The organism is Paraburkholderia sp. (assembly GCF_026225065.1).
Classification (GTDB): Bacteria; Pseudomonadota; Gammaproteobacteria; order Burkholderiales; family Burkholderiaceae; genus Paraburkholderia.
On the sequence record NZ_JAMFSB010000173.1, the window covers coordinates 14,301 to 40,686 of the forward strand.

The following is a 26,386-nucleotide window of genomic DNA, read 5'->3' on the forward strand; positions in this document are numbered from 1 at the left end:
GCGTCGCTGCCCGTCGGATGGCCCGCTGCCACGCAGCCTGTCGCAATGTTGCGCAGGCAATCCGACGAACCGGTTCGATTCGTTGGATCACAACCATTCAATTGGGGGATGGGTATTTTTTACCGCAATATGTCGCAAAGAAGTAAATTATACGAATCTTTTGGAGGAAGGAACAAGAGGGGTTGCATTGCCGCGACGCAGCGCGCGATGCCGAGGCGCGCCGCCTACGGTAATCGCCCATGAGTTGTGCTCAGGAGACTTACTTACATAACGAAAACGCTTCACGGGCGGCGATGTCGCCATTGCCGTAGATCCCCACTACCGTGCAGTCCGCGGCCACGCATTCATACGTGCTGTCCTGGAACGTCAGGACGTAGTGTCGATAGCCTTCTTGCCCGGCCGCCGGCCCCCACGAATCGGCCACCAGCGACGAGTTCACCACCTCATGCGCGCAATAGCCGCGTAGACCCTGCGCGGCCAACGGATGGGCGTACAGCCCTTCGTCGTTGGGTGGCCCGAACTGATGGAACGCCGCCGCCGAAAACTCCACCGCGCAGAACGGATCGTCATCTTCATCGAACGGGCCGAAGCGCTCGAAATCTGTCGCGGCGATCCGATAGGCAATCACCACACGTCTTTCATTTGCGACGACAAACGGTTCCGGGGTATCGGCGGCGGGGCTAGGCACGTCATCCAGCAGGACGACCTGGTCTTGCTGGTAAGAATCGAGGGGGCTGGTCATCGGCTTCGCTTTACTCCTGTACGCAGTCGCTCGTGAATGGGTCGCACTATGCCACGGGCGGTCCGGCGACGGCTACAGTCACATCCGCTTCAGGTCTGCTGCGCGCCAGCCGCATGGGCATTTCACGCCTGTTTCAACCAATTCGCAACCCGCCACTGCGGCTCCGCAGCCCCGTCTCCCCTTCTCTCGAAATTGATTGACTTCCCGAAATTACCCCGTACAATGGGTTTTTGTTGCACTGCAGCAAACCACTTTCAGCCCTTGCGGCGCGCGGATTTTGTTCACTTAGAGCCTTCTCGCACTCGCCGCCTTACCCTTTGGAGCAGTGATGAGCACGCCTACCCCCCAACAATTGATCGCCGCACAGCAAGCTAGCCTGCAATCGTTCTTCGGCTTCACGAACCTCGCGTTCGCAAGCTTCGAGAAGCTGGTCGCACTGAACCTGCAAGTCGGCAAAGCTTCGCTCGCCGAAACGCAGGAAATCGCAGCCAAGGCCCTCTCGGTGAAAGATCCGAGCGAATTGATCGCGCTGTCGGCTAGCCTGTCGCAACCGGCATCGGAAAAAGCGGCTGCATACGGCCGTCATGTGCATGAGATCCTGTCAGGTGCCCAAGCCGAATTCTCGAGCGCCGCCACCGCACAGTTTCAGAAAGCCCAGAAAGACGCACAAGGCTTTATCGAAAGCCTGGCAAAGAATGCACCGGCTGGCAGCGAAGGCGCGGTAGCAGCATGGAACTCGGCATTTTCGGCTGCCAACGCAACGTATGAATCGGCTAGCAAGGCTGCCAAGCAATTCGTGGCAACCGTTTCGGCCAGCGCGTAAAGCGTCAGACGCAAACGGGATGTTTCGATCGCTGCCCGCGGGCGGCGAATCGTTGCAAAAAGCGAACTTAGGTTCGCTTTTTTTATTGCGTGAGCGTGCTGGGGCGGTTGGCGTGGGTGGGCGATGAAGTCGTGTCGGCCCGTTCACGCCGGCGCAAAGATCACTGCCTGCCGGTCCTCGATATACCGGTGTGTCCGGGTAAAACGATAGACCTGGCCATCCGCGGTGATCCGGTTCAATCCCGGCTCGGTCAAAGCGAGCATCTCATCCGCGAGGTGGGCCGCGACCGCGTCCCTGCTCGATAGCGCATCCAGCGAGTTGGCCGGCTCGCCGATGTACACCGAGCGCTGACCCTCGCCATAGCGCATCACTACCACGGATTGACCGGCATCGAGCGCCAGTTCGAGGTAGTTGGCAAGCTCCCGCAACGACGCGGGTGTGCTCGTTCGCATCGTGTAGGCTGAACCGGTTGCTGTTGTCATCGCACCGTTCCCCGTCAAATGTGCGCGTCAGGAAACGGCAGACCCGTTTCTTCTGTCGACCCGGCACACTTCTACTATAAGCAATCGGAGCCCAACGGCAGCGCTCTTTTTGAAGCCGGCGACAAACTGTGCGCGACTCAAGATCGCAGGCCGTTAAGGAATTGAAACCACAGTCCGCTGAGCGTACTGCCGCTCGTAGCCGTGGCACGATCATCCTGTGCCAAGGTATGCCCCCCGGCCTGGGCGGACCTATCGTTATCAGTCACCGGTTCAGTGGACACATTTTTCTGCTGACGCGATGCATGCAGCGCCAGCACGCTGTCGGCAATCTGGCCGGCCCGGCTGGCCTCGCACTGCTGCCCGAGCAGCACACCGAACACCACATCGCGGTTGTAGCCTTCGTTCGCAAAGCGCATCGCGAGCGACAACAACTTCGCGTAAGCCGCCTGTTCGGCTGCGCGAGCCGCTTCTTCCCGCTCGGCTCGTTCCCGCTCCATGCGCTGGACCCGGGCCTCCCATGAGCGCATCTTCTGGGCAAAGACGTCGTCGTAAACTTTGCGTTGCGCACGATCGGACAGAATGTCGTACGCGTCCTTGATATCCAGAAACGCAGCGCGTGCCGTCTCTTCTGAACCGGCGTTACGATCTGGATGCCAGCGCATTGCCGCCTTCCGGTAGGCGCGCTTGATCTCGTCTTCAGTCGCGCTCGGCTGAACGCCGAGCTTCTCGTATAGTGTTGCCATTGCTCGCCCAACCCTCTGTCGCATCGCTACCCATCGTAGCATGCGCAAAATGCCTTCCGCGTGACATCGCACGGGCCCGTTTTGGCGAGTTACTTTCGACCTCGCCGGCGAGTCCGGCTATTTCATCATCAATGATCCAAGCGGAGAAACAGCATGACGCAAGGCCCCACCTTCTGGATGATCCCGGACGCGCCAACACCCGTGGCTCCGTTTTCACACGCAGCCGAATCTGATGGATGGGTATTCGTGACGGGACAGATGCCCACCTCACCGACCGACGACGCAGCCCCGCTACCGGAAGGGGTCGTCGCGCAGACACAGCGCGTCATGGACAATCTGAAGATTGTGCTGAAAGGTCTTGGACTGGGACTCGAACACGTCCTGAACGCACGCATTTTCCTGACGGAATTCAAGCGTGATTACGCTGCGATGAACGACGCGTACCGGGCGTACTTTCCGCCAGATGCCCTGCCCGCGCGAACCTGTATCGGCGTCACGGGCCTTGCGCGCGACGCACTCGTGGAAATCGACCTCATCGCGCGACGGCCTGGTTGAAAGCGGCCGGGGCGCGATGGTTCGAACGAAGGCACGAAGGCGTGCCTTAAAAACGGTACGTCACGCCGACTTTCACGATCGGGTAGAAACGGTAACGGTCCACGGTGTTCTGCAGCGATTGCTTCTCGGCGTCGACGTTCGCCTGACCCGCTTCGGCCACGATATCGGCGGGCACATCGAAGTCCAGATGCGGCTTGCCATAGGCGACGCCTGCGTCGAAGAACATCGAAAACCCCTTGGTAGCGAGCGGCGAATGGCCGAAGCCGATGCCAAGGTACGGACGCACGGCCGGGTAGGTGGCCTTCGCGTGAATGCTTTGACCCAGCGTCGAATAGGCGACGCCATTGATGGTATAGGTACCGGACGGGCTGGTTGCGTTCGCATTCACATGGTCGTCACCAATCAGCAAGCCGGCGGTAAGGCGAAACGGCACGACGCTGGGCGCCGGGAAGAAGTCGCCGTAAAGACCGGCATGGATGAGCGTCGCCGTTCCGTCGTAGTGCAGGTCGCCCGAGTTGAAGCTATGCGAGAAACTGACGCCGTTGACTTCAGCCCGCACGTTGGCGACTGAGCCGAGTGGGTGACCGTAGCCAATACCGGCGCCTTCGGTGCCGATCTGCCCGTACACTTCATCCGCCATCGCAAGCGGTCCATAGAGGGCCGTAAGACCTGCAAACAGAGCGACAACCAAGCGTTTCATCGTACAAGTTCCTGTGGCGTTTTATTAGGCGTGGCGAGAGGACCGAGGCGGGTAGGTCTACCCAAGGGACAAGCCAGATGCGTGACGCATACGGCCCGCAAACTCGTTTACGACGCGCTCACAGGAATCTTGAGGTTTGGGTTCGAAGAAGCTTGATGGGTGACACGGGAAGGCGCCGCCTGGCACCTGCCTCAGCGCAGCGACGCCTCGTCGAGGCCGAAGTGGCTGCGCAGACCTTCGTGCAACGCCAGGGCCAGGTTCGCCATCTGCTCGCTCCACAGCTCTTGTTTGCGGCATAGATCCTGGAGCTCACGACATTGCGTCGCGAACTGCGGTTCGCCCACGATCAGGAAACCGCCCGCCGCACTATGCGCCCAGTCGCGCAACGCCAGGCGGTCGTGGCTCTCGACGATGGCCAACAGCTTGGGCAAGTCAGTCTCGAGATGGTCCTTAAGCATGGCGACATAACGCGCTTTGGTCTGCGCATCGAACTCAGGCGTAGGCTTGAGCGGAGCCTGCGGCGTCGCGCCCGAGGCGATCGCCGGTTCACGGGCTACGACCGACCCCGCCGCGTCATCCTCGTTCGTACCCAACACATCGAGCGCCGCTTCCAGTTCTCCAAGCGACGTGGGCTTGGGAATGTAACCGGTAAAGCCGCGCTGATCCCATTCTTCAGCCTGCTGCGTGTCGGTGACCGCGCTGAACGCGAACACGGGCAAGCCGGGATGAACCTGTCGCAGCGCGGCAAGCAGTTCATAGCCGTCCATGACCGGCATGTGAATATCGGTCAATACGACGTCAACTTCCGTGTGCTCGAGTATCGCGAGCGCCTGGCGGCCATCGCCGGCAAGAATCGGCTCGCATCCCAACGTCTGCAACTGTTCGACAATCAACGACTGGTTCAGCGGGTTATCCTCGGCGACCAGCACCACCAGACCTAGCAATGTGGGCTGGGGAGTTGCTGGAGGCGCACTGGGCTTCAGTGTTTCCCGAGTGGATGCCGGGGCACCAGATAAAGCGTCGGCGCGCCCTAAGCCGTCTTGCGCCTGCGGTGCGGCAAGATCTGCCGCCGCCACAATCGCCGTGTGACTGAACTCGCTCACCTCGAGTACACCCTCGCCGCGTCGCGTCGGACGATGCGGTCCGCCGCGTGTGATCCACACCGCGTTCACCGGCCGCACCGCGCGCAATGTAGCGACCACATCGAGTTCATACTCGCCGGTCACCACCAGCACCTCAGGCCGGTTAGTCCGCAACCATTCTTCAGCGGCGCGCGCCGAAGTGACACTGCAGCAGAACCATCCGTAAAGCCCGAGCCATTCACCGATGAGCTGACCCGACACCGCCTCCTGACACAGCACCAGCACGCTGCCGCGACTCGCAGGCGTGATTTGCGCAACATGCTCTTCGTCGGATAGGAGCGCCATGGGAATCGAGATGCTGAAAGCGCTCCCCACCCCCCTCACGCTTTCCACCGAGATATGTCCACCCATCAATTCGCACAGGCTTGCGCAGATCGACAATCCAAGTCCCGTCCCGCCATACCGGCTGGACGTGGTTGCTTCGCCCTGCACAAACGGGTGAAAGATGCGCGACACCATCGACGGATCCATGCCGATCCCCGAGTCACAAACCCGGCAATTGAGAATACTGCGGCCCTGCGTATCGATCAGCACCTCGGCACCGAGCATGATCTTGCCGGCAGAGGTGAATTTGAAGGCGTTACTCAACAGGTTGTTGACGATCTGCGCAATACGGGTACGGTCGCCGCGCAAGGTCCGAACGAGCGTCGGAGAAAGGTGGGAATAGAAGCGAATCGGCCGCCCTGGCGCCATCGGCGCGTATGACAGCGCGAGATTTTCGAAGTCGTCGATGGGCCGGAAAGCCTCCGTTACCAGCTTCATCTCGCCCGCGTCGATCTTCGAAAAGTCGAGGATGTCGTTGACGATGCGTCGCAGCGCATCGGCCGCGACGCCGAGCGTGCGCATACGCTGTTCGTGGGCCTCCAGACCCGGCGTGCGTGCGAACAACTCCAGGTTGCCAAGCAACGCGTTCAACGGTGTGCGAATCTCATGGCTCATCGACGCAAAGAAATTCGACCGCTCACGCATCGCCGTTTCAGTGGCGCGCTGCGCAGTGCGCAGTTGCACCTCGAGCGCATGCTGCGAGGTGATATCGAGGATGGCGCAGAACAGCACGTCTTCACCAGCATATCGGGCCGGCGCGCAGGTGAACTGCAGGACCTGGGAGTTCGCGCTGTCGATTTCCTCGGGGTGAAGCGGCGCGGCAAACACGACTGTCTGCGCCTCTTCCGCGGTGGGCAACGCGGCCCGGAAAGCTTCGACTATATGCGTGGGCAGCGTATTCACAGACGGCGCGTATTGGAGCCATTGGGCGGCGAGCGCATTGCCGCTGAGAATCGAATAGTCGAGTTGCCGGACGATGCACAGGCCAATCGGCGTGGCGCTCACGAGAACATGGTTGATAGCCTCGTTCTCCAGCGCGCGCGTGGCTTCATCGTAAGCAGTGCGCAGCAGGCGCAGTCCCCACAGATGCGCGGTCAACGCGATGCCGACCAGCAAAAGCAGCGCGCCGCACGCGATCGCCGCGAGTTGCCAGCCGAGGATTGCCGCCAGCCCGCTCCAGGGGAGATAGCCGACTACCAGACCGAAGCCGGACAGCAGCGGCTCGCGCAAAATCGCGCCGTGCAGAGTGTATCGATAAGTATCGTTGCCCATCTGCGCTGCGTTCGTTTGCAACATATGCCCGGTTTCCACAGAGACCGGACGTGAGGAGACGACGATGCGCTGATCGTCGGTCAGCAGCATCACGGTGCCCTTCGGAAAACGGCGGGAGAGGTGCTCCACGAGCGCGTCGACGGGAATGCTCATGGTCGCGAGCATCGTGGGTGTATCGCCCTCGTAGTAGGCACTGAGCGCGGTCATGACCGGCACGCCCAGTTCTGTATCCACATATGGACCCACCCACACGCGCTGGTTTCTGGCAGGCACACGCAGGCCGGTCCGCGCCTGCAGCTGTTGCAAGAGCGTAGCGCGTATTAGCGGAACGTCGGATGGCTGCAGCGGCCGCGTGCGACCACCTTCCCGACTCTCTACCGACGGCGTGATTACCGCATAGTCGTCCGTGAGCCCGATCAGCATCGCGCGATGATTCAGCTCGAAGGCCCGCTGCGTGGAAAGCGTGGACTGCCCCGTTTCATACAGACGCCACAGCTTGTCGCTGAGCGATGCGCTCCATGCGTTACGCACGGCCGGCGATACGAGCAGATCGAAGTGCGACCCATCAGTGCCAGCATCGCCGCGGGCCACGCCGGTTTGCCGGATCGAAGCTTCTACGCCAGCGGGCAGACTCCGCACATCGCCAGTCTGTTGATAGTACTGGATAGTCAGTTCGGTGCGCCGCAAGAATGAAACCTCGCCATGCAAAAGCAGTGAAGTTTCGGCGACGTATTGGGTCATGAGACCGCGGCGATAGTCGAGCTGCTTGCCGGCGGCCAGCACCGCAGCCAGCACCGCAGACACCATCACGATGGCCATCAGCGTCAGCACCGCCGCGAGGTAGTGGTACCGCTGGCGCTGTGCGTTCTTTGCCAGCGAAGCAAAAGCTTCGGCCAGCGACGCATGGGTACGGTCGAGGGTATTCTGCATCGGGTCACGTCGTTCGCGTCGTTCGCGTCATTCGCACAGACGGGCTACCGGCGACGATGTTTGCAAGCTGCCGTGTCTGCGGCCATACCGCACTATCCGGCGCAGTGTAGCGCGTTCGACGCATCCGGCAAACGTCACGTAGTCGGCATAGCGAAGCAAACAGCAGGGCGCCGTAGCGCTGGATGCCGTTTAGTCTGATAGATCGGCGTTACTCCCACCTCGACAAAGGGTTCGACGCGGATCAGCATGAGTGCGTCAGCGCCCTGGTTGTGCGGGGCGGTTGACCCATGTAAAACGGCGTTTTAGCGGCCCGTCCTTCTTCGGACGGGCTATTTTTTGCCATCGGGCAAACGCCAGTGGCCGCATTGTCGGCGCGCCTCGCGCACGCCACGCCCGCGTTAGAAAGCGTCGCCGGCATCCAGTAATTCGAGCTGGCGGGGGAGCTTCGACGCGGGCCGCTCGAGCGCAAGCAAAGCCGCCTTGCGCTCAAGTCCGCCGGCGTATCCCGTGAGCTCGCCCGCGTTCGATATCACGCGATGGCACGGCACAATGATCGACACCGGGTTGCGTCCGTTCGCGGCGCCCACAGCGCGCGCACTGCCGATCGGGAGACCGAGCCGACGAGCGAGCCGGCCATAACTCTCGATCTCGCCAAACGGTATCTTGACGAGCTCACTCCAGACACGTCGTTGGAACGGCGAACCGGCCATCTGCAAGTGCAGGGTGAACTGTTGCCGCTCGCCAGCAAACTATTCGGCGAGTTGCTCCGCGCTTTCCGCTAACACGCGCGGCGGCTTGCCGATAGATACATCGGCGAATGTATCGGCGTCGCGACCAGTCATCGCGCCGGTTGCGGCGTCGACGGCGTCCGGCGGGAAGTATTTCTGGCCGACGAAGTACACGCCCGTGAGCGCATCGTCCTCGGCGCGTAACCACATCGCGCCGAGCGGGCTCAGAATCGTCAAGTAGTGTTTCATGCAGCGTTCACGTAGAAACGGCAATTTGCGAATCCCGACCATCGCACAGGACACAAAGGGCGGCAATAAATACCTGACGAGGACATCACCAGAGAGAAACGGCCGCCAAAGCTTCGGACGGCGCTCGAGCACACCGGCTTACAGCGGATTTCACGATCAAGGTTCATAACAACAATGTAGCGCATTGCCTCACATGCCGGTCAACGGCTGCAGGGGGTGCATCGTTTACAGCACAGGTGCCCTACCAGCGGGCGGCGCAACCGCGTGCCGCTCAGTCGCGAGTCGAAGCCCTAACCCTGCTACGCGTCAGGGCCATGACAATCGGGTGGAACGGTTGCACCGCAGCGGGGCACGAAAAATGCATCCGGCGACACAATGAGTCGCGTTAAACTGGCTGGCACGACATCCTCGCATCGCGGATAACAAAGCGCAGCGCGGGTTTCGGCAGTTTGTGGGATGCTATCGGTTTGGCAGGTGTGCGGCACATCGCGCACCAGGCTGCCCGTACAATGGCTTGATAAACAACGGAACGAGGACAACTTCGATGCGCACTACCGGGTCTTCCGGGTCAATGGCCCTGCTCACCGAATTCGACGACGCGACGGCGCGCGAACTTCGCTCACTGCGCCTCGAGTCGACAGATGACGGCAAGGGTATTCTTCTGATCGAAGTGGACGAGCGCAAGCCGGGCATCCACCGCGAAGTGCGTTATGAAATCACGCCGGCGGAACTGATTGCGGCCATTCGCGCGCATGGCGCCGAATTGCCGGGCGAACAGCACAATCACCGGACGTAAAACGGCAGCAGCGGTACGGGTGCACGCGAACGCCGTTCACCCACCGCCCAGACTGATTGAGAAATTCAGCGTTGAATGACCAGCAACAAACGGCCGGCCGGCCGGAGCCTCGACCCACTCGCGGTCCACGCCTGCCGCGCCTAACCCGGCAAAGCTTCTCCCGCTTCATACGCGCCCCACATTACCGGACGCTTGCACGTCTCGGAAATGCGTCCATAATCCTTAAGTTACTTCTTCGCTTCCCGCCGGAAACGGTCGCGGAAGTAAGCCGATGCTACATGACCTCGTGGAGCAGTACGGGCCTGCTCTCGTCTTCGCCAATGTGCTCGCCGCATCGCTAGGGTTGCCCGTGCCCGCGATGCCCTGTCTCGTCCTGTTCGGCGCGATGGCGGCCATGCATCCGGGCACCGTCGGCACACAGCTCGCGTCGGTGCTGATCCTGTCCATTTTCGCCACGCTGATCGGCGACAGCGCGTGGTACCTCGCCGGCCGCATTTACGGCGGCAACACGTTGAAGACGCTGTGCAAGCTGTCTCTCTCGCGCGACACCTGCGTGAAGAAGACCGAGCGCTTCTTCGGCCGCTGGGGCGTGCGCGTGCTGGCCGTGGCGAAGTTCGTGCCGGGCCTGTCGATCGTCTCGATCCCGATGGCCGGTGCGATGGGCACCACGTATCGCATGTTCCTGACCTACGACAGCATCGGCGCTGCCCTCTGGTCTGGAACGGGCCTCATCATTGGCGCCCTGTTTGCGCAGCAGATCGACATGCTGATGGCCGGCGCCGGGCGCCTGGGGAAGATGGCGGGCGTGGTAATCGTCGCGTTGCTGCTGCTTTACGCCACCTACCGGTGGATCCGACGACGCCAGCTCATCAGCAAACTGGCTACTGCGCGCATGGAGATAGATGAGCTGGGCAACCTGATCGCATCCGGCCAGCCACCGGTGCTGTTCGATATCCGTTCGCGTGAGAAGCGCAAGCTGGATCCGTTTGTGATCCCGGGCACCCAGTTTGCCGACGAGCGCCAGCTCAACGAGATTATCGCGAGGTATCCGCCAGACCAGAAACTCGTCATCTACTGTTCCTGCCCGAATGAGATTTCGGCGGCGTGGATGGCCAAACAACTCAACGAAGCAGGCTTCGCCGACGTCCTGCCGCTGCGCGGCGGTCTCGACGCGTGGCGCGACGCGGGACGGCAACTCGAACCCCTGGAAGAGGAGCCGATCGATGAAGTGCATCACGGCGTAGCGCCGGCGGTGTAGCACGTCCAGTCCGGTTGCCTCTAGCAGTTCGTCTGTCGCCTGCGCTGCCTCGCTGTACCCCATGCTGGATCAAACGACAGAAGGAGTGGTTTGATGGTTGAGATTCAAGAAGCTGAAGGACAACAAGCTGTGGTTGCCGACGCGCCGTTCTCTTCGTTGGCGACACGCGAACATCAGATGTTCCCCGAACTGACGTGGGAAGAAATCAAGCGGCTGAGCAAATTCGGCGAAGTGCAGCACTGGGAACCCGGTCAGCTGCTGTTCGAAACCGGTCGCATCGGCCCGGGCATGTTTGTCACGCTCACGGGACGCGTCAAACTTTTCCAGCGCGATGGCCTCGGGCGCGAGCGCGTTGTCTCCGAACGTGGTCCAAAGCAATTCCTTGCCGAAGTGGGCCAATTGTCCGGGCGCGTCTGTCTCGTCAGCGGCATCGCATTGGAACCCGTCGATGCGTTGCTGATTCCGCCTGTCAAGCTACGCGCGTTGATCGTCGCAGAAGCGGAGCTCGGCGAGCGCATCATGCGTGCGCTGATCCTGCGGCGCGTCTCGCTGATCGAAAAAGGCGCGGGCGGCCCGATCCTGGTCGGCAAGAGCAACGACGCGCGGCTCGTCTCGCTGCAAGGTTTTTTATCGCGTAACGGTCATCCGCATTCGGTGATCGACGAACGCGACGACGAGGCACTCGGCCTGATCGAGCAGTTCGGTGCGCAGCCTGAAGACCTGCCGCTGGTGATCTGCCCCGACGGTACCGTGCTGCGTCATCCGAGCGATCCTCACCTTGCAACCTGCCTCGGCATGCTGCCCGAACTCGACGCCTCGTTGATCTACGACGTTGCTATCGTCGGCGCAGGGCCAGCGGGACTCGCCACGGCCGTTTATGCGGCTTCGGAAGGCCTCTCCGTGATCGTGCTCGACAGCCGCGCGCCGGGCGGCCAGGCGGGCGCCAGTTCACGCATCGAAAACTATCTCGGCTTTCCGACCGGCATCAGCGGTCAAGCGCTGGCCGGACGCGCGTTTGTGCAGGCGCAGAAGTTCGGCGCGCACGTCGCCATTCCGGTCAGGGTCAAAGCCCTGCATTGCGAGGAGTCGCCGCACCGGCTCGAGCTCAAGTGCGGTGGCAGCGTGAAGGCGCGCACTATCGTGATTGCGAGCGGCGCGGTGTACCGGCGGCCCGCTCTCGAGGGTCTCGAGCGTTTTGACGGCAAGGGTGTCTATTACTGGGCGTCGCCGGTTGAAGCCAAGCTGTGCAAGCGCGAGGAAATCGTGCTGGTAGGCGGCGGCAATTCCGCTGGGCAGGCGATCGTCTATCTCGCCACGCACGCGGCTAAGGTGCACGTGCTGATTCGGCGCAGTGGTTTCGAAGCGACCATGTCGCGCTATCTGATCGACCGGATCCGCTCGCTGCCGAACGTGTTTGTGCATCCTCACACGGAGATCGGTCAGCTCGAAGCTGATGAGACTGGCCTCGCGTCAGTGTTGTTGAAAGAGCCGTTAGCGGATGGCACGGATCGTTTCGACACGCGTCATCTGTTCCTCTTCACGGGCGCGGATCCCAACACGGAATGGCTGCAAACCTGCGGTGTGCAACTCGATCCCAAGGGCTTCGTGCTGACCGGCGAAAGAGGCCTGAACTCCACCTGCGATCTTGGCACCACGGTTGACGGCGTATTCGCGATCGGCGATGCCCGCGCCGGTTCGACCAAACGCGTAGCAGCGGCGGTTGGTGAAGGGGCGGCTGTGGTGTCGCAGATCCATCAGATGCTGGCGGTGACCGCGGAGGAGGCGATTGCGCTGGGCGCATGACGCACGACGCTTTCGCGCTAAAGTAGCGGCTGTCCGGCCGGGCGACGCATCTTCGGTCAGCCTCACGCCGCTACTTCGCCAGCGCGCCACTGCGCCGGCTCCATCCATTCAGCGATCGACCGCGTGAAGACTCTCCCGTTATCTGCCGCCCGCACTCTCCATCTGGCCGCGCAGGGTCTCTTGACCCCGCTGCGCCGCAAAGCCACCAAAGCCGACGTCATCGACGCGATTCGCCGTATGGCGCAATTGCAGATCGACACGATTCATGTCGTCGCGCGCAGCCCTTACCTCGTTCTGTTCAGCCGCCTCGGCGCGTACACGCCGCAGTGGCTCGACGAGCATCTGGCCGAAGGCAAGCTGTTCGAATACTGGTCGCACGAGGCCTGTCTGTTGCCGATCGAAGACTACGGTCTGCTACGTCACCGCATGCTCGACCCAAGCGGCATGGGCTGGAAATACGCAGCCGAGTGGCACAAGAAGTATCGCAAGGAGATCGACCAGCTGCTCAAGCAAATCCGCGCGAATGGGCCGGTGCGCTCGGCCGATTTCGTCCGCGAGGCCGGCAAGAGCAACGGCTGGTGGGACTGGAAGCCTGAGAAGCGCCACCTCGAAGTGCTGTTTGCCATCGGCGAATTGATGGTGGCTGAGCGGCGCAATTTTCATCGCGTCTACGATCTGACCGAGCGGGTGCTGCCGGACTGGAACGACAAACGCGATCTGCAACCGGCGGCGGCAGTCGAGCCGGAATTGTTGCGACGCAGTTGCCGTGCGCTAGGCGTGGTGCGCGCCGATTGGGTCGCCGACTACTACCGGTTGCCGCGCCGACCGTACGTCGAACCCTTGCACGCGCTGGCCGACCAGGGCGAGCTGGTTCCGGTTCGCGTCGAAGGCTGGAAGCAGGATACGTACGTGCATCAGGAGTTCGCGCCGCTGATCGACGATGCGGCGAGCGGCAAACTAACCTCGACAGTCACGACCTTGCTATCGCCGTTCGATCCGGTGGTGTGGGATCGCAAGCGCGCCGCGGCGCTATTCGACTTCGACTATGTGATCGAATGCTATACGCCTGCCGCCAAACGCAAATACGGCTACTTCGTGCTGCCGATTTTGAACCGCGGCAAGCTGATTGGGCGGGCCGATGCGAAGGCACACCGCGCGAGCGGCATCTTCGAGTTGAAGGCGCTGCATCTCGAGCCCGGGGTGCGCGTCAGCGGCCGTCTCGCAGCCGATCTGCGGCGCGCCATCCAGCGTTGCGCCGACTGGCACGGCACGCCTGAAGTGCAGATCACGTCGGCGCCGCCGGAGTTGCTCGAAGCTTTACCAGCGCAGGAAAGTCTGGAAGCGTGAATCGACTGATCAATTTCAGTGATCGAGCTTGACCCGTAATTCGCGCGCCGTTTCCAGCAAGCCTTCATACCCGGAACGGGCGTGCTCGGGCAAATCCGGGTCGCCCACCAGGGTGCCGAGCGTCTCGATCAGGCTGTACAGCAGACCTCTGGCCGCGCCCGATGCAATGCCGCCCGAATTCACCAACTGGTCGACGTGGCTGATAGCCGCGTCAAGGTGTTCCAGATCAGGCTTTTCGCCCGCTTCCTGCTTTTGCGAAACATCACGCGTCATGATGGAGCGTCTCTCAGTTGTGGCGATGGTGAATGAATCTCTAACGTTGTTATATACCGATCATGATCGGTCGTCCATCCGCCGCACGCCACTCCCGAACATCCTCACCTTGACGCGTTGATGCATCGGCTTGCACTCAATCGATTCCCGAAAAGACTCACCTCAAAGAGATGAGAGTGCGCGCTGCGCCTACTCAAGCCTCACCGCAAACGACACAGGAAACCGGCAACGCGACGGCGGATCAGGTGGGGGCGCGCCGCGCGAAGAAGCGCCGCGTCAGATCGAACGCTACGAGGTTGCCGGCCACCACGAGTACCAGGCCAACGACAGCCAAAGCAGTCCAGTGATAGCCCTCGAATACGGTCGAGACCGCCAACGCCACAATCGGAAACAGCACCGTGCAGTACGCGGCACGCTCCGGGCCCATGCGTCCAACCAGCATCAGATAGGCCGTGAACCCGACCACCGAGCCGAACACGGCCAGATACGCAAGCGCACCGAGATACCGCGCATCCGGTTCGACGCTGAACGGCAAGCCCGCCAAAGCGCTACCCACGGTCAGGATGCTGGCGCCGATCAGCATGGCCCAGCTATTGGTGACGAGCGGGTGCAGACCCATCGACTGCATCCGGCTCGACAGCAGGCTGCCGGTGGAAAAGCACAACGTGCCGAGCAACGCGACGCCCATCCCGAGCCAAGCGGTCTGGTCGCCGAGGTGTCCGGCCATCTGCGGCACGAACAGGCACAGGATGCCCACCAAACCCAGCAATGCCCCCACGATGACCGTGGGCTGCAGCGGCCGTCCCATGAACAGCCGGCCGTTGATCGAATTCAGCAGCGGCGCGATTGAGAAGATCACGGCAACCAGACCGCTCGGCACAACCTGCTCGGCGTAGTAGAAGCACAGAAAGTTGCAGCAGAACAGCGCCAGGCCCTGCGCCACCAGATATCGCCATGCGGCGCGCGGCGGCCAGATAGGCCGGCGCATGATGCGCAGCACTGCGAACAGGATCAGCGCGGCGATCCCGAAGCGCCACGCAATCGACACCGGCGGCGGCACTACGCCGAGTTGCCATTTGATGGCGATCCAGGTGGTACCCCAGATCAGAACGGTTAAGGCGTAGAGAAACAGGTTCATGGCAACGCTTGCGGGATGAAATTCGGGGATTCGACCACCCGAGTCTGCGCCGGCGGACTCGCCACCACTTGTCCAGGATTGCGCACTTTTTGGCGGCGCCGAGCGGGCACTGCGCCGCCCGCTCTATACTGTAAGCCATGCAATCCGCCACTTCTTCAGCCGTGAACACCGCCATCCAGCCCGGCGCCGTGATCGACTCCACCGAGACGCCATTTGGCATCCAGTCGGTGTGTCACACGCTGCGCGACGCCAACGCGACGCTGCAGCGCTTCGCGTGGCTCGGCGACCAGTTGGCGGTGGCGGAGTGGACTCGCGAAACCAAAGAAGCCGAAACCGTCTACGACAATCCGGGCCATCACACGTTGTCGTGCTACATCGACGGCGGGTATCGCACCGAGCGTCAAAAAATGCCGGGGCTGTATGGTGCGCCGACGAGGCTGTGCGCGCTGCCCGGCGACCACGAATCGCGCTGGTGGGTGCGCGGCAAGATGCACTTCATGCATCTGTATTTTTTGCCCGAGCACTTCACGCAACGCGCCGTGCGGGAACTGGACCGCGAGCCGCGGGAAGTGACGCTGGCTGACCGCACCTATTTCGAAGACGCGCGCATTGCTACGCTGTGCCAATCGCTAATCGAGGAAAGCTGGGACGACGCCGATGGTCTGCTACGGACCAATGAAACAGCGCACGAAGTGTTGAGCCTCCTGCTGAGGTCGCAAGGCGTAAGCCGCGCGGACGCAGAACTCAAGGGCGGCCTTTCGGTGGCGACGCGCCGACGGCTACGCGACTATATCGACGCGCATCTCAGCCAGCCCCTCACCTTGGGTGATCTGGCCGAAGTGGCCTGTCTGTCGGAGTACCACCTGGCGCGTATGTTCCGCACTTCGTTCGGTTTGCCGCCGGCTGCGTGGATCGCCCAGCAGCGTATCGAGCGGGCCCGGCTGCTGTTGCGCACCACGGCGCTGCCGCTCGCCCAGGTCGCGGCGCGCTGCGGTTATGCGAATGCCAGCCACTTCAGCCACCGCTTCCGTGAAGCGGCGGGCGTGGCGCCGATGCTGTTCCGGCAAGCGGTAGGCACGGCGGCATAAGATCGGCGAGGCTGGCTTCGCCTGGCTCGTTGTCTACTTCAAGGCCATCGCTAGCACACGCGCCACGTGCACCGCGTCGACACCGGCACCGTCGTGAATCTGATGCCGGCAACTGGTGCCGTCGGCCACCATCACCGTGTCGGCGCCGATCTTGCGCACCGCCGGCAGCAACGACAACTCCGCCATCGCCTGCGAAGTCGCATAATGTTCGGCTTCGTAACCGAAACTGCCCGCCATCCCGCAGCACGACGACTCGACCGTCGACACCGTCAGCTCCGGAATCCACTTCAGCACGGTTTGCACGGGCGTGAAAGCGTCGAAGGCTTTCTGATGGCAATGGCCATGCACGAGGGCCTTTTGTGTGGGCAACGGTTTGAGGTCGAGCGTCAAGTGCCCGGCTTTCTGCTCGTTCACCAGAAACTCTTCGAACAGGAAGGCTGACTTGGACAGCCGTTGCGCTTCTTCACCAAAACCGTAGTGCAGAAACTCATCGCGCAACGACAACAGACACGACGGCTCGAGTCCAACAATCGGCACACCACGATCGACAAACGGCTTGAACGTGTCGAGCATGCGCCGCGCTTCCTGCTTCGCTTCGTCCACGAGACCTGCGGCGAGGAACGTACGGCCGCAACACACTGGCCGCTCACCCTGGCGGGTGTTGAAGTGCACGGTATAACCGGCAGCCTCCAGCACCTGTTGGGCGGCGCGCGCGTTCTCCGGCTCCATGTTGTTGTTGAACGTATCGACGAACAACAGGACTTCTTTCACTGACGCATTCGAACCCGCCGGACGAACCGAACGTGTCGAAGTGGCCCCCGCCAGGAACGACTTGCGAAAACGCGGCAGCGTGCGCTCCGGCGCAAAACCCACCGTTCGCTTGAACCATCCGGACAGCACCGGCACGTTCTCAGCGAGTGCCATCAGTCCCGGCACCTTGCTCGCAAACGGCGCATAGCGCGGCATGAACGCCACCAGCCTGTCGCGCATACTCAGGCCGTGCCGCTTGACGCGCGCCGCCCGTGCCTCGATCTTGAACTTCGCCATATCGACGCCGGTCGGACAGTCGCGTTTGCAGCCCTTGCACGAGACGCACAGGTCGAGCGTTTCCTTGACGTCGTCGCTCGCCAGCCCTTCATCACCGAGCTGCCCCGAAATCGCCAGACGCAGCGTATTGGCCCGGCCGCGCGTCACGTGCTGCTCATCCTTCGTCACGCGATAACTCGGGCACATGGTGCCGGCGTCGAACTTGCGGCAATGGCCGTTGTTGTTACACATCTCGACGGCCTTGCCGAGGCCGCCGGAGAGGTCGTTGCCGGTACCCGGCAGCGTCTCCTTGCCGCTAAGCGGATCACGGTCGACGTTCCATGCCGACCAGTCGAGGGCGGTATCCAAAGCCCGTACGCGATAGCCCGGCGCGAAGCGGAAATTGCGCGCGTCGTCCATCTTCGGCGGCCGCACGATCTTGTCCGGATTAAAACGGTTGTCAGGGTCGAAGAGCGCCTTGATCTCGCTGAACGCCTCGTTCAGGCGTGGGCCGTATTGCCATGCCACCCATTCGCCGCGGCACAGCCCGTCGCCGTGCTCGCCCGAATAGGCCCCCTTGTATTCCTGCACCAGGGCAGCGGCTTCTTCCGCAATCGCCCGCATCTTGAGCGCGCCATCGTGCCGCATGTTGAGAATCGGCCGCACGTGCAGCGTACCGACGCTCGCATGCGCGTACCAGGTGCCTTCCGTGCCGTTACGGTGAAACACCTCCGTCAGCTTGCTCGTGTACTCGGCCAGGTGTTCGAGCGGCACCGCGCAGTCTTCAATGAAAGACACCGGCTTGCCGTCGCCCTTCATGCTCATCATGATGTTCAAGCCGGCCTTGCGGACTTCCCACAAGGCTTTCTGCTCGTTGGCATCCGGCATCTGCACGACCGAATCGGGCAAGCCGAGATCGGCCATCAGTTCGGTCAATTGCTTGAGACCGGCCAGTTGCTCGTCGCGGTTTTCGCCGGCGAATTCCACCAGCAGGATCGCCTCGGGATGGCCCACCAGCGCTTTCTCGATGACCGGGCGGAAGGCCGGGTTGCTGATCGCCAGATCGATCATCGTGCGATCGACCAGCTCAACCGCCACAGGCTTCAGCTTGACGATGTGCTGCGTCAGGTCCATGGCCTGCCAGAAGGTCGGGAAGTTGACCACGCCGAGCGATTTGTGCGCGGGCAACGGCGAGAGCTTCAGTGTCAACTGCCGGCTGAACGCCAGCGTCCCCTCCGAGCCGACCAGCAGATGCGCGAGGTTGGCGATGCCATCATCGGTGTAGGCGCGCGGATTCTGGCAGTCGAACACGTCGATGTTATAACCGGCGACGCGCCGCAACACCTTCGGCACGCGCGCCACGATCTCGTCGCGTTCGCGCGTCGCGATCCGCTTCACGCCTTCGACAATCTGCTGCAAGCGCGCCCCTTGTGGCGCGTCTCGCACCGAGCCGAAGCGTGCCTCGCTGCCGTCGGCGAGGATCGCTTCGATGGCATCGACGTTGTGCACCATGTTGCCGTATTCGATCGAACGCGAGCCGCATGAGTTGTTGCCGGCCATCCCGCCGATCGTGCATTGCGCCGCCGTCGAAACGTCGACCGGAAACCACAATCCGTGCGGCTTGAGCCACGCGTTCAGATGATCGAGCACGACACCCGGTTCGACCGTCACGGTGCGCGCCTCGGCATCGAATGAGACGACGTTGTTCAGCCACTTGCTGGTGTCGATCACCAGCGCCTCGCCGACCGTCTGCCCACATTGGCTCGTGCCGGCGCCGCGGGCGAGCAGCGGCACCTTTTCGCTGCGCGCTACTTCGAGTGCGATGCGCAGATCGTCCTGATCGCGCGGCACGACGACGCCGATAGGCGTGATCTGATAGATCGACGCATCCGTCGAGTAGCGGCCACGGCTTGCGGAGTCGAATAGCACATCGCCGCGCAAGGCTTCGCGCAGGCGTTTAGCGAGCGGCGTTGTCATCCGGGAACTGGACGGCACCAGATGAATGGGTTTGACGAGTAAGGGGGAAGCGGCATTCGTCATAGCGTCAACCTGAAAAAAACTTTAGAACAGCGTCACACTGATTGGAGCAAGTCCTTCAATGCGACCGCTTGCCGTGCCTGCGCTCTGCGGGAAGAACATACCCGTGTACGAGCCGGCCGTGATCACCATCTCCGGGGTGACAGCAACGCCCCGAACCACTGCACAGTGATTCACGAGCCACGTGAGTAGCCGGCGTGGGTCGCCGGCCGGATTCTTCGCGGCCTCGACCACCACGTCGCGCCCCTCGAAGCTGAACCGCAGCGACGGTGCGACAAACGGAAAGTCTTCACGATACGGCACGAACTCGCCGACCACCAACGCGCCGTTGTTCTGCAGATCGGCCAGTTGCGCGAGCTTGTCGACGTTCGGCCATGCGGCATAGCGGCTCGCGACGATTTCAATCGTTGTACCGAACGATCCGATACCCGCCAGCACCTCGGCTTCGCTATAAGGCTCCTGCGCTGGTTCGAAGCGACGGCCAAAACGGAACGCAATCTCCAGCTCGAGTGCGAGCGGCGTGAAGGCGTCACGCGACAGTCTGGCGCCGTCTTCGTAGACATCGGCTGCGGGCAGCGGTGCCCCCTGGATCGGTCCCGTGTCGGATTTCGAACCGATCTTCCAGCCGCCAATCTCCGAACCCGACAAGCGCAGGATCTCGTGCTGGATCGCATAGGCGGCGCCGAAGTCAGCCGGTATCTGTTCCGGCGGCAGGCTGTCGAGCGACTGATGGCGTGCTCGCGCTTCGGCGAGGCGCTGGCTCAAGGGGGAGGTATCGGTAAAGTTCATCTTGATTCTTGATGAGTGATTGGTTGGAAATAGCCTGGCGCCAGAACCTGCTGGAGGCTCAAACGTTGAGGCCCGGCGCAGGTTGAGCGCCCGCTGCTGCGCTCTGTCCGAACTTGCTTTCCGGCTGCATGCGGAAGGCCAGCACGACACCGATCCCCATCAGCAGCATGCTGCCGAGAAACGGCAGCTCCCAACTACCGAAGCGGTCGATCAGGAACCCCCCCACGACTGGTGAAATGATTGCGGCCAGCGCCGAGCCCGTGTTCATCATGCCGCTGGCAGTGCCTGAATATTCCGGTGCAATGTCCATCGGGATCGCCCACATCGGTCCGATCGTCATTTCCGCAAAGAAAAAGCCTGCGGACAGACATGCCATCGAGACGTACAGGTTGTGAGCAAACATCAACGGCACCAGCACGATCAGCGTCAGCAGCATGCACAGCGATACCATCCAGCTACGCGCGCGTTTCAGGCTGCCAGTGCGAGTGAAAATCTTGTCGGTGACGATACCGCCAAGGGTGTCGCCGAGCACGCCCGCGAAGAACACCGTCGAGGCAAACAGGGCCGACTTCTGCAGGTCGAGGTGATAGCTATGGAGAAAGTATTGGGGAATCCAGCTCAAGAACAGCCACAGCGTCCACCCATAACAAAAGTAGACAATCGTGACCGGCACCATGCGACGAAACAAGGCCATCCACGGCACTTTGACAGCCCTCGGCTTGGGTACGGGAAGCACCTCGAGCTCATCGGACGTGATGCGCGGATGGTCTTTCGGATGCTCGGTGAAGGTCACCGCCCAGACGATCACCCACAGAAGACTGAACACACCGCAAATGTAGAACGACTGGCGCCAGCCCCAGGTGGCCATCACCAGAACGATCGCGCTAGGCGCCACCGCATTGCCGATACGCGAGGCAGCGTGCGTGATGCCCTGCGCGAAGCCGCGTTTCTCTTTGGCGACCCAACGCGCCATGGCGGCGGTCGCTGCCGGAAACGTCGCGCCCTCACCGAAGCCGAGCAGCAGTCGTGCGGCAAGCAGCGACGTGAGGCCGCCTGCGAGACCGGTAAGAATCGTCGCCACTGCCCAGACCGCGCCGCAGCAGATCAGGGTCCGCTTCGCGCCGAAGCGGTCGCTTACCCAGCCACCGATGATCTGAAACACGAGGTACGGGTACGCAAAGGCGGAAAAGACCAGACCGATCTGTGTATGTGAAAGTTGGAACTCCTTACCGAAACCAGCTGCTGCGGTACTGACGTTGACACGGTCAAGATAGGTAATGAAGTACATGATGCAGAGCATCAATAGAACGATACTGCTCGCACTGGTCACACGAAACCGCTTCATCGTCTGTCTCCGTTGCTGCGATCGACTGCGTGCCTGAAACGGCACGCTGCGTCGTTATTCCCCTGGCGTGCGCTGCGTGGCCGTAGCGCCTTGTGGACCGCTACGGCCGCTAAGACCGTTTACCGCGAGGGGAAGACTCCTCCTCTTCCCCCTTTACTCTTTACCCGCAATGCAGACAGCTCAGGCCGCGGCTTTCAGACCGGCCCGTTGAGCCTCGGCAGTCAACCAGTCCATTGCCGCCGGCAACCCGCTCGCCGCAACCGGCACGCCCGCCAGTTTCAGGCCCATTTCGCAACCGGCCAGCGTCGCCAGCAGCGTGAGGTCGTTGCAGTCGCCCAGATGGCCGATGCGGAACATACGGCCCTTCATCTTGCCAAGGCCCGTGCCGAGCGACATGTCGAAGCGTTCGTAGATGGTCTTGCGCACGGCGTCGGCGTCGATACCTTCCGGCATCATCACGCCCGTCAGCACCGGGCTATATACGGCGGGGTCCGCACACTGGATCTCAAGACCCCAAGCCCGCACGGCGCGGCGGCAGGCTTCGGCGAGACGCTCATGGCGTGCAAAGACGTTGTCGAGGCCTTCGTCGAAAATCATCTCGAGCGCTTCCGACAAGCCATAGAGCAGGTTCGTGTTCGGCGTGTACGGCCAGTAGCCGGACTTGTTCATCTCGATGATCTCAGTCCAGTCCCAGAAGTTGCGCGGCAACTTCGCCTGCTTGCCGGCGGCGATCGCCTTCGGCGACACCGCGTTGAAGCTGATGCCCGGCGGCAGCATCAAACCCTTTTGCGAGCCGGACACCGTGACGTCGACGCCCCACTCGTCATGACGATAGTCGGCGCAGGCCAGACCCGAGATGGTGTCGACCAGCAGCAGGGCCGGGTGACCGGCCGCGTCGATCGCACGGCGCACCGCGGCGATATCGGAGGTCACGCCCGTCGAGGTCTCGTTGTGCACCACGCAGACCGCCTTGATCGCATGCTGTGTGTCTTCACGCAGACGCGCTTCGATCATTTGCGGCTGCACACCGCGGCGCCAGCCTTCGATACCCGGCAGACCGAGAAACTCTGGCTTCAGGCCGAGGTTTTCGGCCATCTTCTTCCACAGCGTCGCAAAGTGGCCCGTCTCGAACATCAGTATGTGGTCCCCAGGGCTCAACGTATTCGCGAGCGCGGCTTCCCATGCGCCAGTGCCCGAAGCCGGGTAGATCACCACCGGCTGCTGGGTCTTGAAAATCTTCTTGATGCCGTCCAGCACCTTCAACCCGAGCGCGGCGAATTCCGGGCCGCGGTGATCGATGGTGGGGTAGCTCATCGCCCGCAGGATGCGGTCGGGCACGGGGCTCGGCCCCGGAATCTGCAGGAAGTGACGGCCCGCAGGATGAAAATCGAGTTTCAGCATGGGTCTTCTCCGATTGAATTTTGCATGCAAAAAACTATATCAGACGATCGATGACTAACCCAAGGCAAACGTGGGTTGCTGACACCAGTGTTTACCCGCTATCTTACCTAAAGGGCCGGCTTCCTATAAAATCGCCTCCAATGATAATGAGGGTTTTTGTATGCAAAATTCGGAATTTGAAGCGGATACCGCCAGCAGCCCGCTGATGCCGAAGGTTGAGCGGCAACGGTTGCATGACACCGTAGTTGAGCACATTCGGCGCTTTATCGTCGAAGGCGTACTGGAGCCGGGCAAGAAGCTCAACGAGCGCGAGTTGTGCGAGACGCTCGGCATTTCGCGCACGCCGTTGCGCGAAGCGCTGAAGGTGCTCGCGGCTGAAGGGTTGATCGAGATCTGGCCGAACCGCGGCGCGTCGGTGTCGAAGATGTCCGAGGCAGAGTTACGCGAGACCTTTGAGCTGATGAGTGGACTCGAAGCGTTTTCGGGCGAGCTGGCAGCCGAACGTATTACCGCGGCAGAACTGGCCGAGATCAAGGCGTTGCATTACGCGATGCTAGCGTGTCGCGCGCAGAACGATCTGGCGGGGTACTACAGCCGCAATCAGGCGATCCACGACAAGATTAATGAGGCGGCACGCAATGGGGCGTTGCGGCAGACCTATATTTCGGTGAACCGACGGTTGCAGGCGCTGCGGTTTCGGTCGAACTTTCAGATTCCGAAGTGGGACCGCGCAATTCACGATCATGGCGAGATGCTGGAAGCGCTGGAAGCGCGCGATGGGAAGCGGCTGAGCGCGATCTTGCGGCAGCATTTGCTGGACAAGCGCGATGCGGTGCTACAGGTGCAGTCGCGGGAAGATGTGGCGGCTTCGCCGCTGAAGGCTTGAGGCGAATCCGGAGCGGTGGCCTAGGCTGCTGCTACGGCCGGCGCACGTTTGATCTTCTTGGGGGCATGCTTGCGCGCGTGCCAAAGATCGTAATCTAGCTGCATGCCGAGCCACAAATCGGCGCGACCGCCACGCTCGACTCCGAGCCATTGTTCGATGCGCAGCGCCATTTCTGGCGTAATCCCGCCGCGCTCATTCAGCAGACGAGACAAGGTAACCCGAGAGACTCCGAGTTGCTCCGCAGCCTCGGTGACCGTCAGGCCGAGCGCGGGCAGAACGTCTTCGCGAAGGATGGCCGCAGGATGCGGCGGATTGAACATTTTGGACATGGCTTTAGTCACTACTAAAATCTGATGTGCCGGGCGACTTTCGTACCACATCGCGGCGGCAGGGCCAGGCGAACTGATGCTCTAATGGTAGTCCTTATAATCAACCAAGATCGCGTCTTCGCCTTCAAATGCGAATGTTAGCCTCCAGTTGCCGTTTACCTCTATCGCCCACAGCCCAGATTCGCTTCCCCTAAGTGGGTGCAATCCCCAACCGGGCTGATTCATATCCTGCGGCGATTTTGACCTGTTTAGCGCCGTCAACTGACGGCCCAATCGCGCCCGGTGAGCCGCCTGGATTCCTGCTGCTGAACCCGTCTCAAAAAAGCGCTGCACACCTTTGTGTTTAAACGATCGGATCATAGTACGTTATTCGGACCTGCCGTACGGTTGAAGTGTATCATGTATTAATACACCTTACGATGTGGAATGCGCTGCATTTCGCCAAAGCGGCCGGAGTTCAAGGAAGCGTTCTTGTGACTATCGCCGCGTACGCTCAGTTGCGATAGATGCATAATCGAGGGACGCGAAAGCATGCAATATGATTCCGATGCCATATCGTCCTGACTCTTGCTTGCGAGCCAGTAAGTGATTTGACCATACACCAACAGCGCCGTTGGTCGAGGCCACACAATTTGACAATCCGGCGCTATCAGGAAGGACGGGTACGACCTCCACCCACGCGAAACCTCGCGTCGCCCCGCCACCACATCCAGGCGGCCACCGACCTATGGTAGAAAGCAAGTTCACCCCTCCATAACGTGAACTCGCCGAGACCACCCTATGTCCTCCGTTGTGGCCTTCAAACTGGTCTTGTTGTCGCTCATCGCGATGATCGGGCTGCAACTGCTCGCGAAGCGCCTGCGCTTGCCACCCGCCGCCGCTCTGTTGATAGGCGGCGCTGCAATGGCCTTCGTACCCGGCCTGCCCACCGTCACGCTCGATCCCGCTCTCGTGCTGATCGTGTTCCTGCCGCCCCTGCTGATGGACGGCGCCTACTTCTCCGTCTGGGCTGAATTCAAACGCAACCTCGGCGGCATCCTGTTGCTTGCGATCGGCGCGGTCGCTTTCACGACGCTGGTGGTCGGCGTAGTCGCGCATCAGGTCGTGCCGAGCTTGCCGTGGGGCGCCTGTTTTGCACTCGGCGCGATCGTCTCACCGCCCGATGCAGTCGCCGCCAAAGCGGTACTCGAGCGCGTCGCGCTGCCACGTCAGCTGATGGTGTTGTTAGAAGGCGAGAGCCTGCTGAACGACGCCGCCGGCCTCGTGCTGTTTCGCTTCGCCGTCGCCGCGGCGTTGACGGGCGCCTTCAGTACCGGGCACGCTGTCGCCAGCTTCGCGATCCTCGCGCTGGGCGGCGTCGCAGTCGGCGGTGCAATCGGCTTCCTCGTCGTGAAGCTGCTTGCGTATCTCGACGACGACTATCTGATGATCACCGCGTCGGTACTCGCCGGGTGGATCACTTATATCGCCGGCGAAATGCTCGGTGTCTCCGGCGTCATCGCTACGGTCAGTTGCGGCATGACGCTCGGCTGGTATCAGCACGAGATTTTCTCCGCCGCGGTACGCACGCGCGGCACGGCCTTCTGGCAAGTCGTCATCTTCCTGATGGAAGCGCTGGTGTTCATTCTGATCGGCCTGTCACTGCGCGGCGTGATCGTCCGTCTGGGTGGCGTGGGTGATGCACTGATCGCCTTCGCGCCGGCGGTCGCCGCGGTGCTCGCGGCCGTCGTGCTCTCGCGCTTCGTTTGGGTGTTCGGTTCCGAAGCGTTGAAAAGCGCGTTCCGCACGCTCTTGCGACGCAGCGGCGCCGCGCCCGACTGGCGCTCGGCAACCGTCATGAGTTGGGCAGGGATGCGTGGAGTCGTTACGCTTGCGATCGCCTTGTCCTTGCCGGATGCGATGCCCGGCCGCGATCTGATTCTCGTCGCTTCGTTTGCCGTGATTCTGGTGACGGTGCTCGGTCAAGGCACCACGATTGGCTCACTGATTCGATGGGTCAAACCCGCTCACATGGCAGAGCGGGACGAAAGGCTTTTGAGCGAGCCGCAAGCCTGGGCGCGCCTTGAGGCCGCGCAACTCGCTGCTATCCAACCGCTTGTGCACGATGCCCAAGGCCACGTCATTCACCCGCGTCTGCTCGAACAGTACAGCTACCGTGCGCGCATCACCGAAGCGCATCA

23 protein-coding genes and 1 pseudogene are annotated in these 26,386 nt (G+C 61.8%); 9 read left to right on the plus strand and 15 right to left on the minus strand.

Translation table 11 applies throughout. The features are described 5' to 3' along the window. Window positions 1–259: 259 nt before the first annotated feature. Complete coding sequence (locus tag M0954_RS12650) at window positions 260–742, minus strand: hypothetical protein (RefSeq protein ID WP_122157531.1); 483 nt, start codon at window positions 740–742, stop codon at window positions 260–262. 328 nt (window positions 743–1,070) lie between these two features. Between M0954_RS12650 and phaP the strand changes: the two genes are divergently transcribed. Further along, the gene (gene phaP / locus M0954_RS12655) at window positions 1,071–1,565 is read left to right on the plus strand and encodes a TIGR01841 family phasin (protein ID WP_123386764.1); all 495 of its coding nucleotides are present in this window, start codon (window positions 1,071–1,073) and stop codon (window positions 1,563–1,565) included. 143 nt (window positions 1,566–1,708) lie between these two features. Here phaP and M0954_RS12660 read toward each other — a convergent pair whose 3' ends face one another. Together M0954_RS12660 and M0954_RS12665 are read right to left on the minus strand one after the other, a co-directional pair. Beyond that, on the minus strand, window positions 1,709–2,047 hold the full coding sequence (locus tag M0954_RS12660; RefSeq protein WP_122157529.1) for a hypothetical protein: 339 nt from the start codon (window positions 2,045–2,047) through the stop codon (window positions 1,709–1,711). Between the two features lie 137 nt (window positions 2,048–2,184). Next, on the minus strand, window positions 2,185–2,790 hold the full coding sequence (locus M0954_RS12665) for a J domain-containing protein (protein ID WP_122157528.1): 606 nt from the start codon (window positions 2,788–2,790) through the stop codon (window positions 2,185–2,187). A gap of 153 nt (window positions 2,791–2,943) precedes the next feature. Here M0954_RS12665 and M0954_RS12670 point away from each other — a divergent pair, with 153 nt between their 5' ends. Next, complete coding sequence (locus M0954_RS12670) at window positions 2,944–3,345, plus strand: RidA family protein (protein ID WP_123386763.1); 402 nt, start codon at window positions 2,944–2,946, stop codon at window positions 3,343–3,345. Between the two features lie 46 nt (window positions 3,346–3,391). Here the strand turns inward: M0954_RS12670 and M0954_RS12675 are convergent, their stop codons facing one another. From M0954_RS12675 to M0954_RS30340, 4 genes and pseudogenes are all read right to left on the minus strand, one after another. Further along, window positions 3,392–4,045 (minus strand): hypothetical protein, encoded by a 654-nt coding sequence (locus M0954_RS12675; RefSeq protein ID WP_122157526.1) that lies wholly within the window; start codon window positions 4,043–4,045, stop codon window positions 3,392–3,394. A 191-nt stretch (window positions 4,046–4,236) separates the two neighbouring features. Next, window positions 4,237–7,713: a hybrid sensor histidine kinase/response regulator gene (locus tag M0954_RS12680; protein ID WP_297353559.1), complete on the minus strand. Its 3,477-nt coding sequence runs from the start codon at window positions 7,711–7,713 to the stop codon at window positions 4,237–4,239. 398 nt (window positions 7,714–8,111) lie between these two features. Further along, window positions 8,112–8,690, minus strand: a pseudogene (locus M0954_RS12685) (methylated-DNA--[protein]-cysteine S-methyltransferase). Further along, window positions 8,687–8,875, minus strand: coding sequence for an Ada metal-binding domain-containing protein (locus M0954_RS30340; protein WP_122157523.1), 189 nt, complete (start codon window positions 8,873–8,875; stop codon window positions 8,687–8,689). The pseudogene M0954_RS12685 and the gene M0954_RS30340 overlap by 4 nt, the downstream one beginning before the upstream one ends. Window positions 8,876–9,234: 359 nt before the next feature. Here M0954_RS30340 and M0954_RS12690 point away from each other — a divergent pair, with 359 nt between their 5' ends. The 4 genes from M0954_RS12690 (at window position 9,235) to M0954_RS12705 (ending at window position 13,894) form a co-directional block, all read left to right on the plus strand. Further along, window positions 9,235–9,486 (plus strand): hypothetical protein, encoded by a 252-nt coding sequence (locus M0954_RS12690; protein ID WP_122157522.1) that lies wholly within the window; start codon window positions 9,235–9,237, stop codon window positions 9,484–9,486. 271 nt (window positions 9,487–9,757) lie between these two features. Next, window positions 9,758–10,744: a DedA family protein/thiosulfate sulfurtransferase GlpE gene (locus M0954_RS12695; RefSeq protein WP_122157521.1), complete on the plus strand. Its 987-nt coding sequence runs from the start codon at window positions 9,758–9,760 to the stop codon at window positions 10,742–10,744. 93 nt (window positions 10,745–10,837) lie between these two features. Beyond that, entirely contained in the window at window positions 10,838–12,547 is a 1,710-nt protein-coding gene (locus tag M0954_RS12700) for an FAD-dependent oxidoreductase (protein WP_123386758.1), read from the plus strand. Between the two features lie 123 nt (window positions 12,548–12,670). Continuing rightward, window positions 12,671–13,894 (plus strand): crosslink repair DNA glycosylase YcaQ family protein, encoded by a 1,224-nt coding sequence (locus tag M0954_RS12705; RefSeq protein ID WP_297353561.1) that lies wholly within the window; start codon window positions 12,671–12,673, stop codon window positions 13,892–13,894. Window positions 13,895–13,909: 15 nt separating this feature from the next. On the opposite strand, the gene M0954_RS12710 is transcribed toward M0954_RS12705, so the two are convergent. Both M0954_RS12710 and M0954_RS12715 read right to left on the minus strand, forming a co-directional pair. Then, window positions 13,910–14,167, minus strand: a complete 258-nt coding sequence (locus M0954_RS12710) for a hypothetical protein (protein ID WP_122157518.1) — start codon at window positions 14,165–14,167, stop codon at window positions 13,910–13,912. 241 nt (window positions 14,168–14,408) lie between these two features. Beyond that, complete coding sequence (locus tag M0954_RS12715; protein WP_297353563.1) at window positions 14,409–15,305, minus strand: EamA family transporter; 897 nt, start codon at window positions 15,303–15,305, stop codon at window positions 14,409–14,411. Window positions 15,306–15,442: 137 nt separating this feature from the next. Between M0954_RS12715 and M0954_RS12720 the strand changes: the two genes are divergently transcribed. Further along, window positions 15,443–16,393: a helix-turn-helix domain-containing protein gene (locus tag M0954_RS12720; protein WP_297353565.1), complete on the plus strand. Its 951-nt coding sequence runs from the start codon at window positions 15,443–15,445 to the stop codon at window positions 16,391–16,393. A 33-nt stretch (window positions 16,394–16,426) separates the two neighbouring features. Here the strand turns inward: M0954_RS12720 and M0954_RS12725 are convergent, their stop codons facing one another. From M0954_RS12725 to M0954_RS12740, 4 genes are all read right to left on the minus strand, one after another. After that, a complete protein-coding gene (locus M0954_RS12725; RefSeq protein WP_297353567.1) occupies window positions 16,427–19,459 on the minus strand; it encodes an FAD-binding and (Fe-S)-binding domain-containing protein in 3,033 nt (1,010 codons plus the stop codon). Between the two features lie 21 nt (window positions 19,460–19,480). Next, on the minus strand, window positions 19,481–20,245 hold the full coding sequence (locus M0954_RS12730; RefSeq protein WP_297353569.1) for a 2-keto-4-pentenoate hydratase: 765 nt from the start codon (window positions 20,243–20,245) through the stop codon (window positions 19,481–19,483). Window positions 20,246–20,303: 58 nt separating this feature from the next. Then, window positions 20,304–21,590, minus strand: coding sequence for an MFS transporter (locus M0954_RS12735; protein WP_122157513.1), 1,287 nt, complete (start codon window positions 21,588–21,590; stop codon window positions 20,304–20,306). A gap of 180 nt (window positions 21,591–21,770) precedes the next feature. Beyond that, on the minus strand, window positions 21,771–22,991 hold the full coding sequence (locus tag M0954_RS12740; protein WP_122157512.1) for an aminotransferase class V-fold PLP-dependent enzyme: 1,221 nt from the start codon (window positions 22,989–22,991) through the stop codon (window positions 21,771–21,773). 160 nt (window positions 22,992–23,151) lie between these two features. Here M0954_RS12740 and M0954_RS12745 point away from each other — a divergent pair, with 160 nt between their 5' ends. Beyond that, a complete protein-coding gene (locus tag M0954_RS12745) occupies window positions 23,152–23,877 on the plus strand; it encodes a GntR family transcriptional regulator (protein WP_122157511.1) in 726 nt (241 codons plus the stop codon). Between the two features lie 20 nt (window positions 23,878–23,897). Here M0954_RS12745 and M0954_RS12750 read toward each other — a convergent pair whose 3' ends face one another. Beyond that, the gene (locus tag M0954_RS12750; protein ID WP_122157510.1) at window positions 23,898–24,206 is read right to left on the minus strand and encodes a HigA family addiction module antitoxin; all 309 of its coding nucleotides are present in this window, start codon (window positions 24,204–24,206) and stop codon (window positions 23,898–23,900) included. A gap of 81 nt (window positions 24,207–24,287) precedes the next feature. Continuing rightward, entirely contained in the window at window positions 24,288–24,566 is a 279-nt protein-coding gene (locus tag M0954_RS12755; protein WP_122157509.1) for a type II toxin-antitoxin system RelE/ParE family toxin, read from the minus strand. A gap of 420 nt (window positions 24,567–24,986) precedes the next feature. Here M0954_RS12755 and M0954_RS12760 point away from each other — a divergent pair. Continuing rightward, window positions 24,987–26,386, plus strand: a 1,400-nt coding sequence (locus M0954_RS12760; RefSeq protein WP_297353571.1) for a sodium:proton antiporter, incomplete at its 3' end; no start/stop codon positions are given.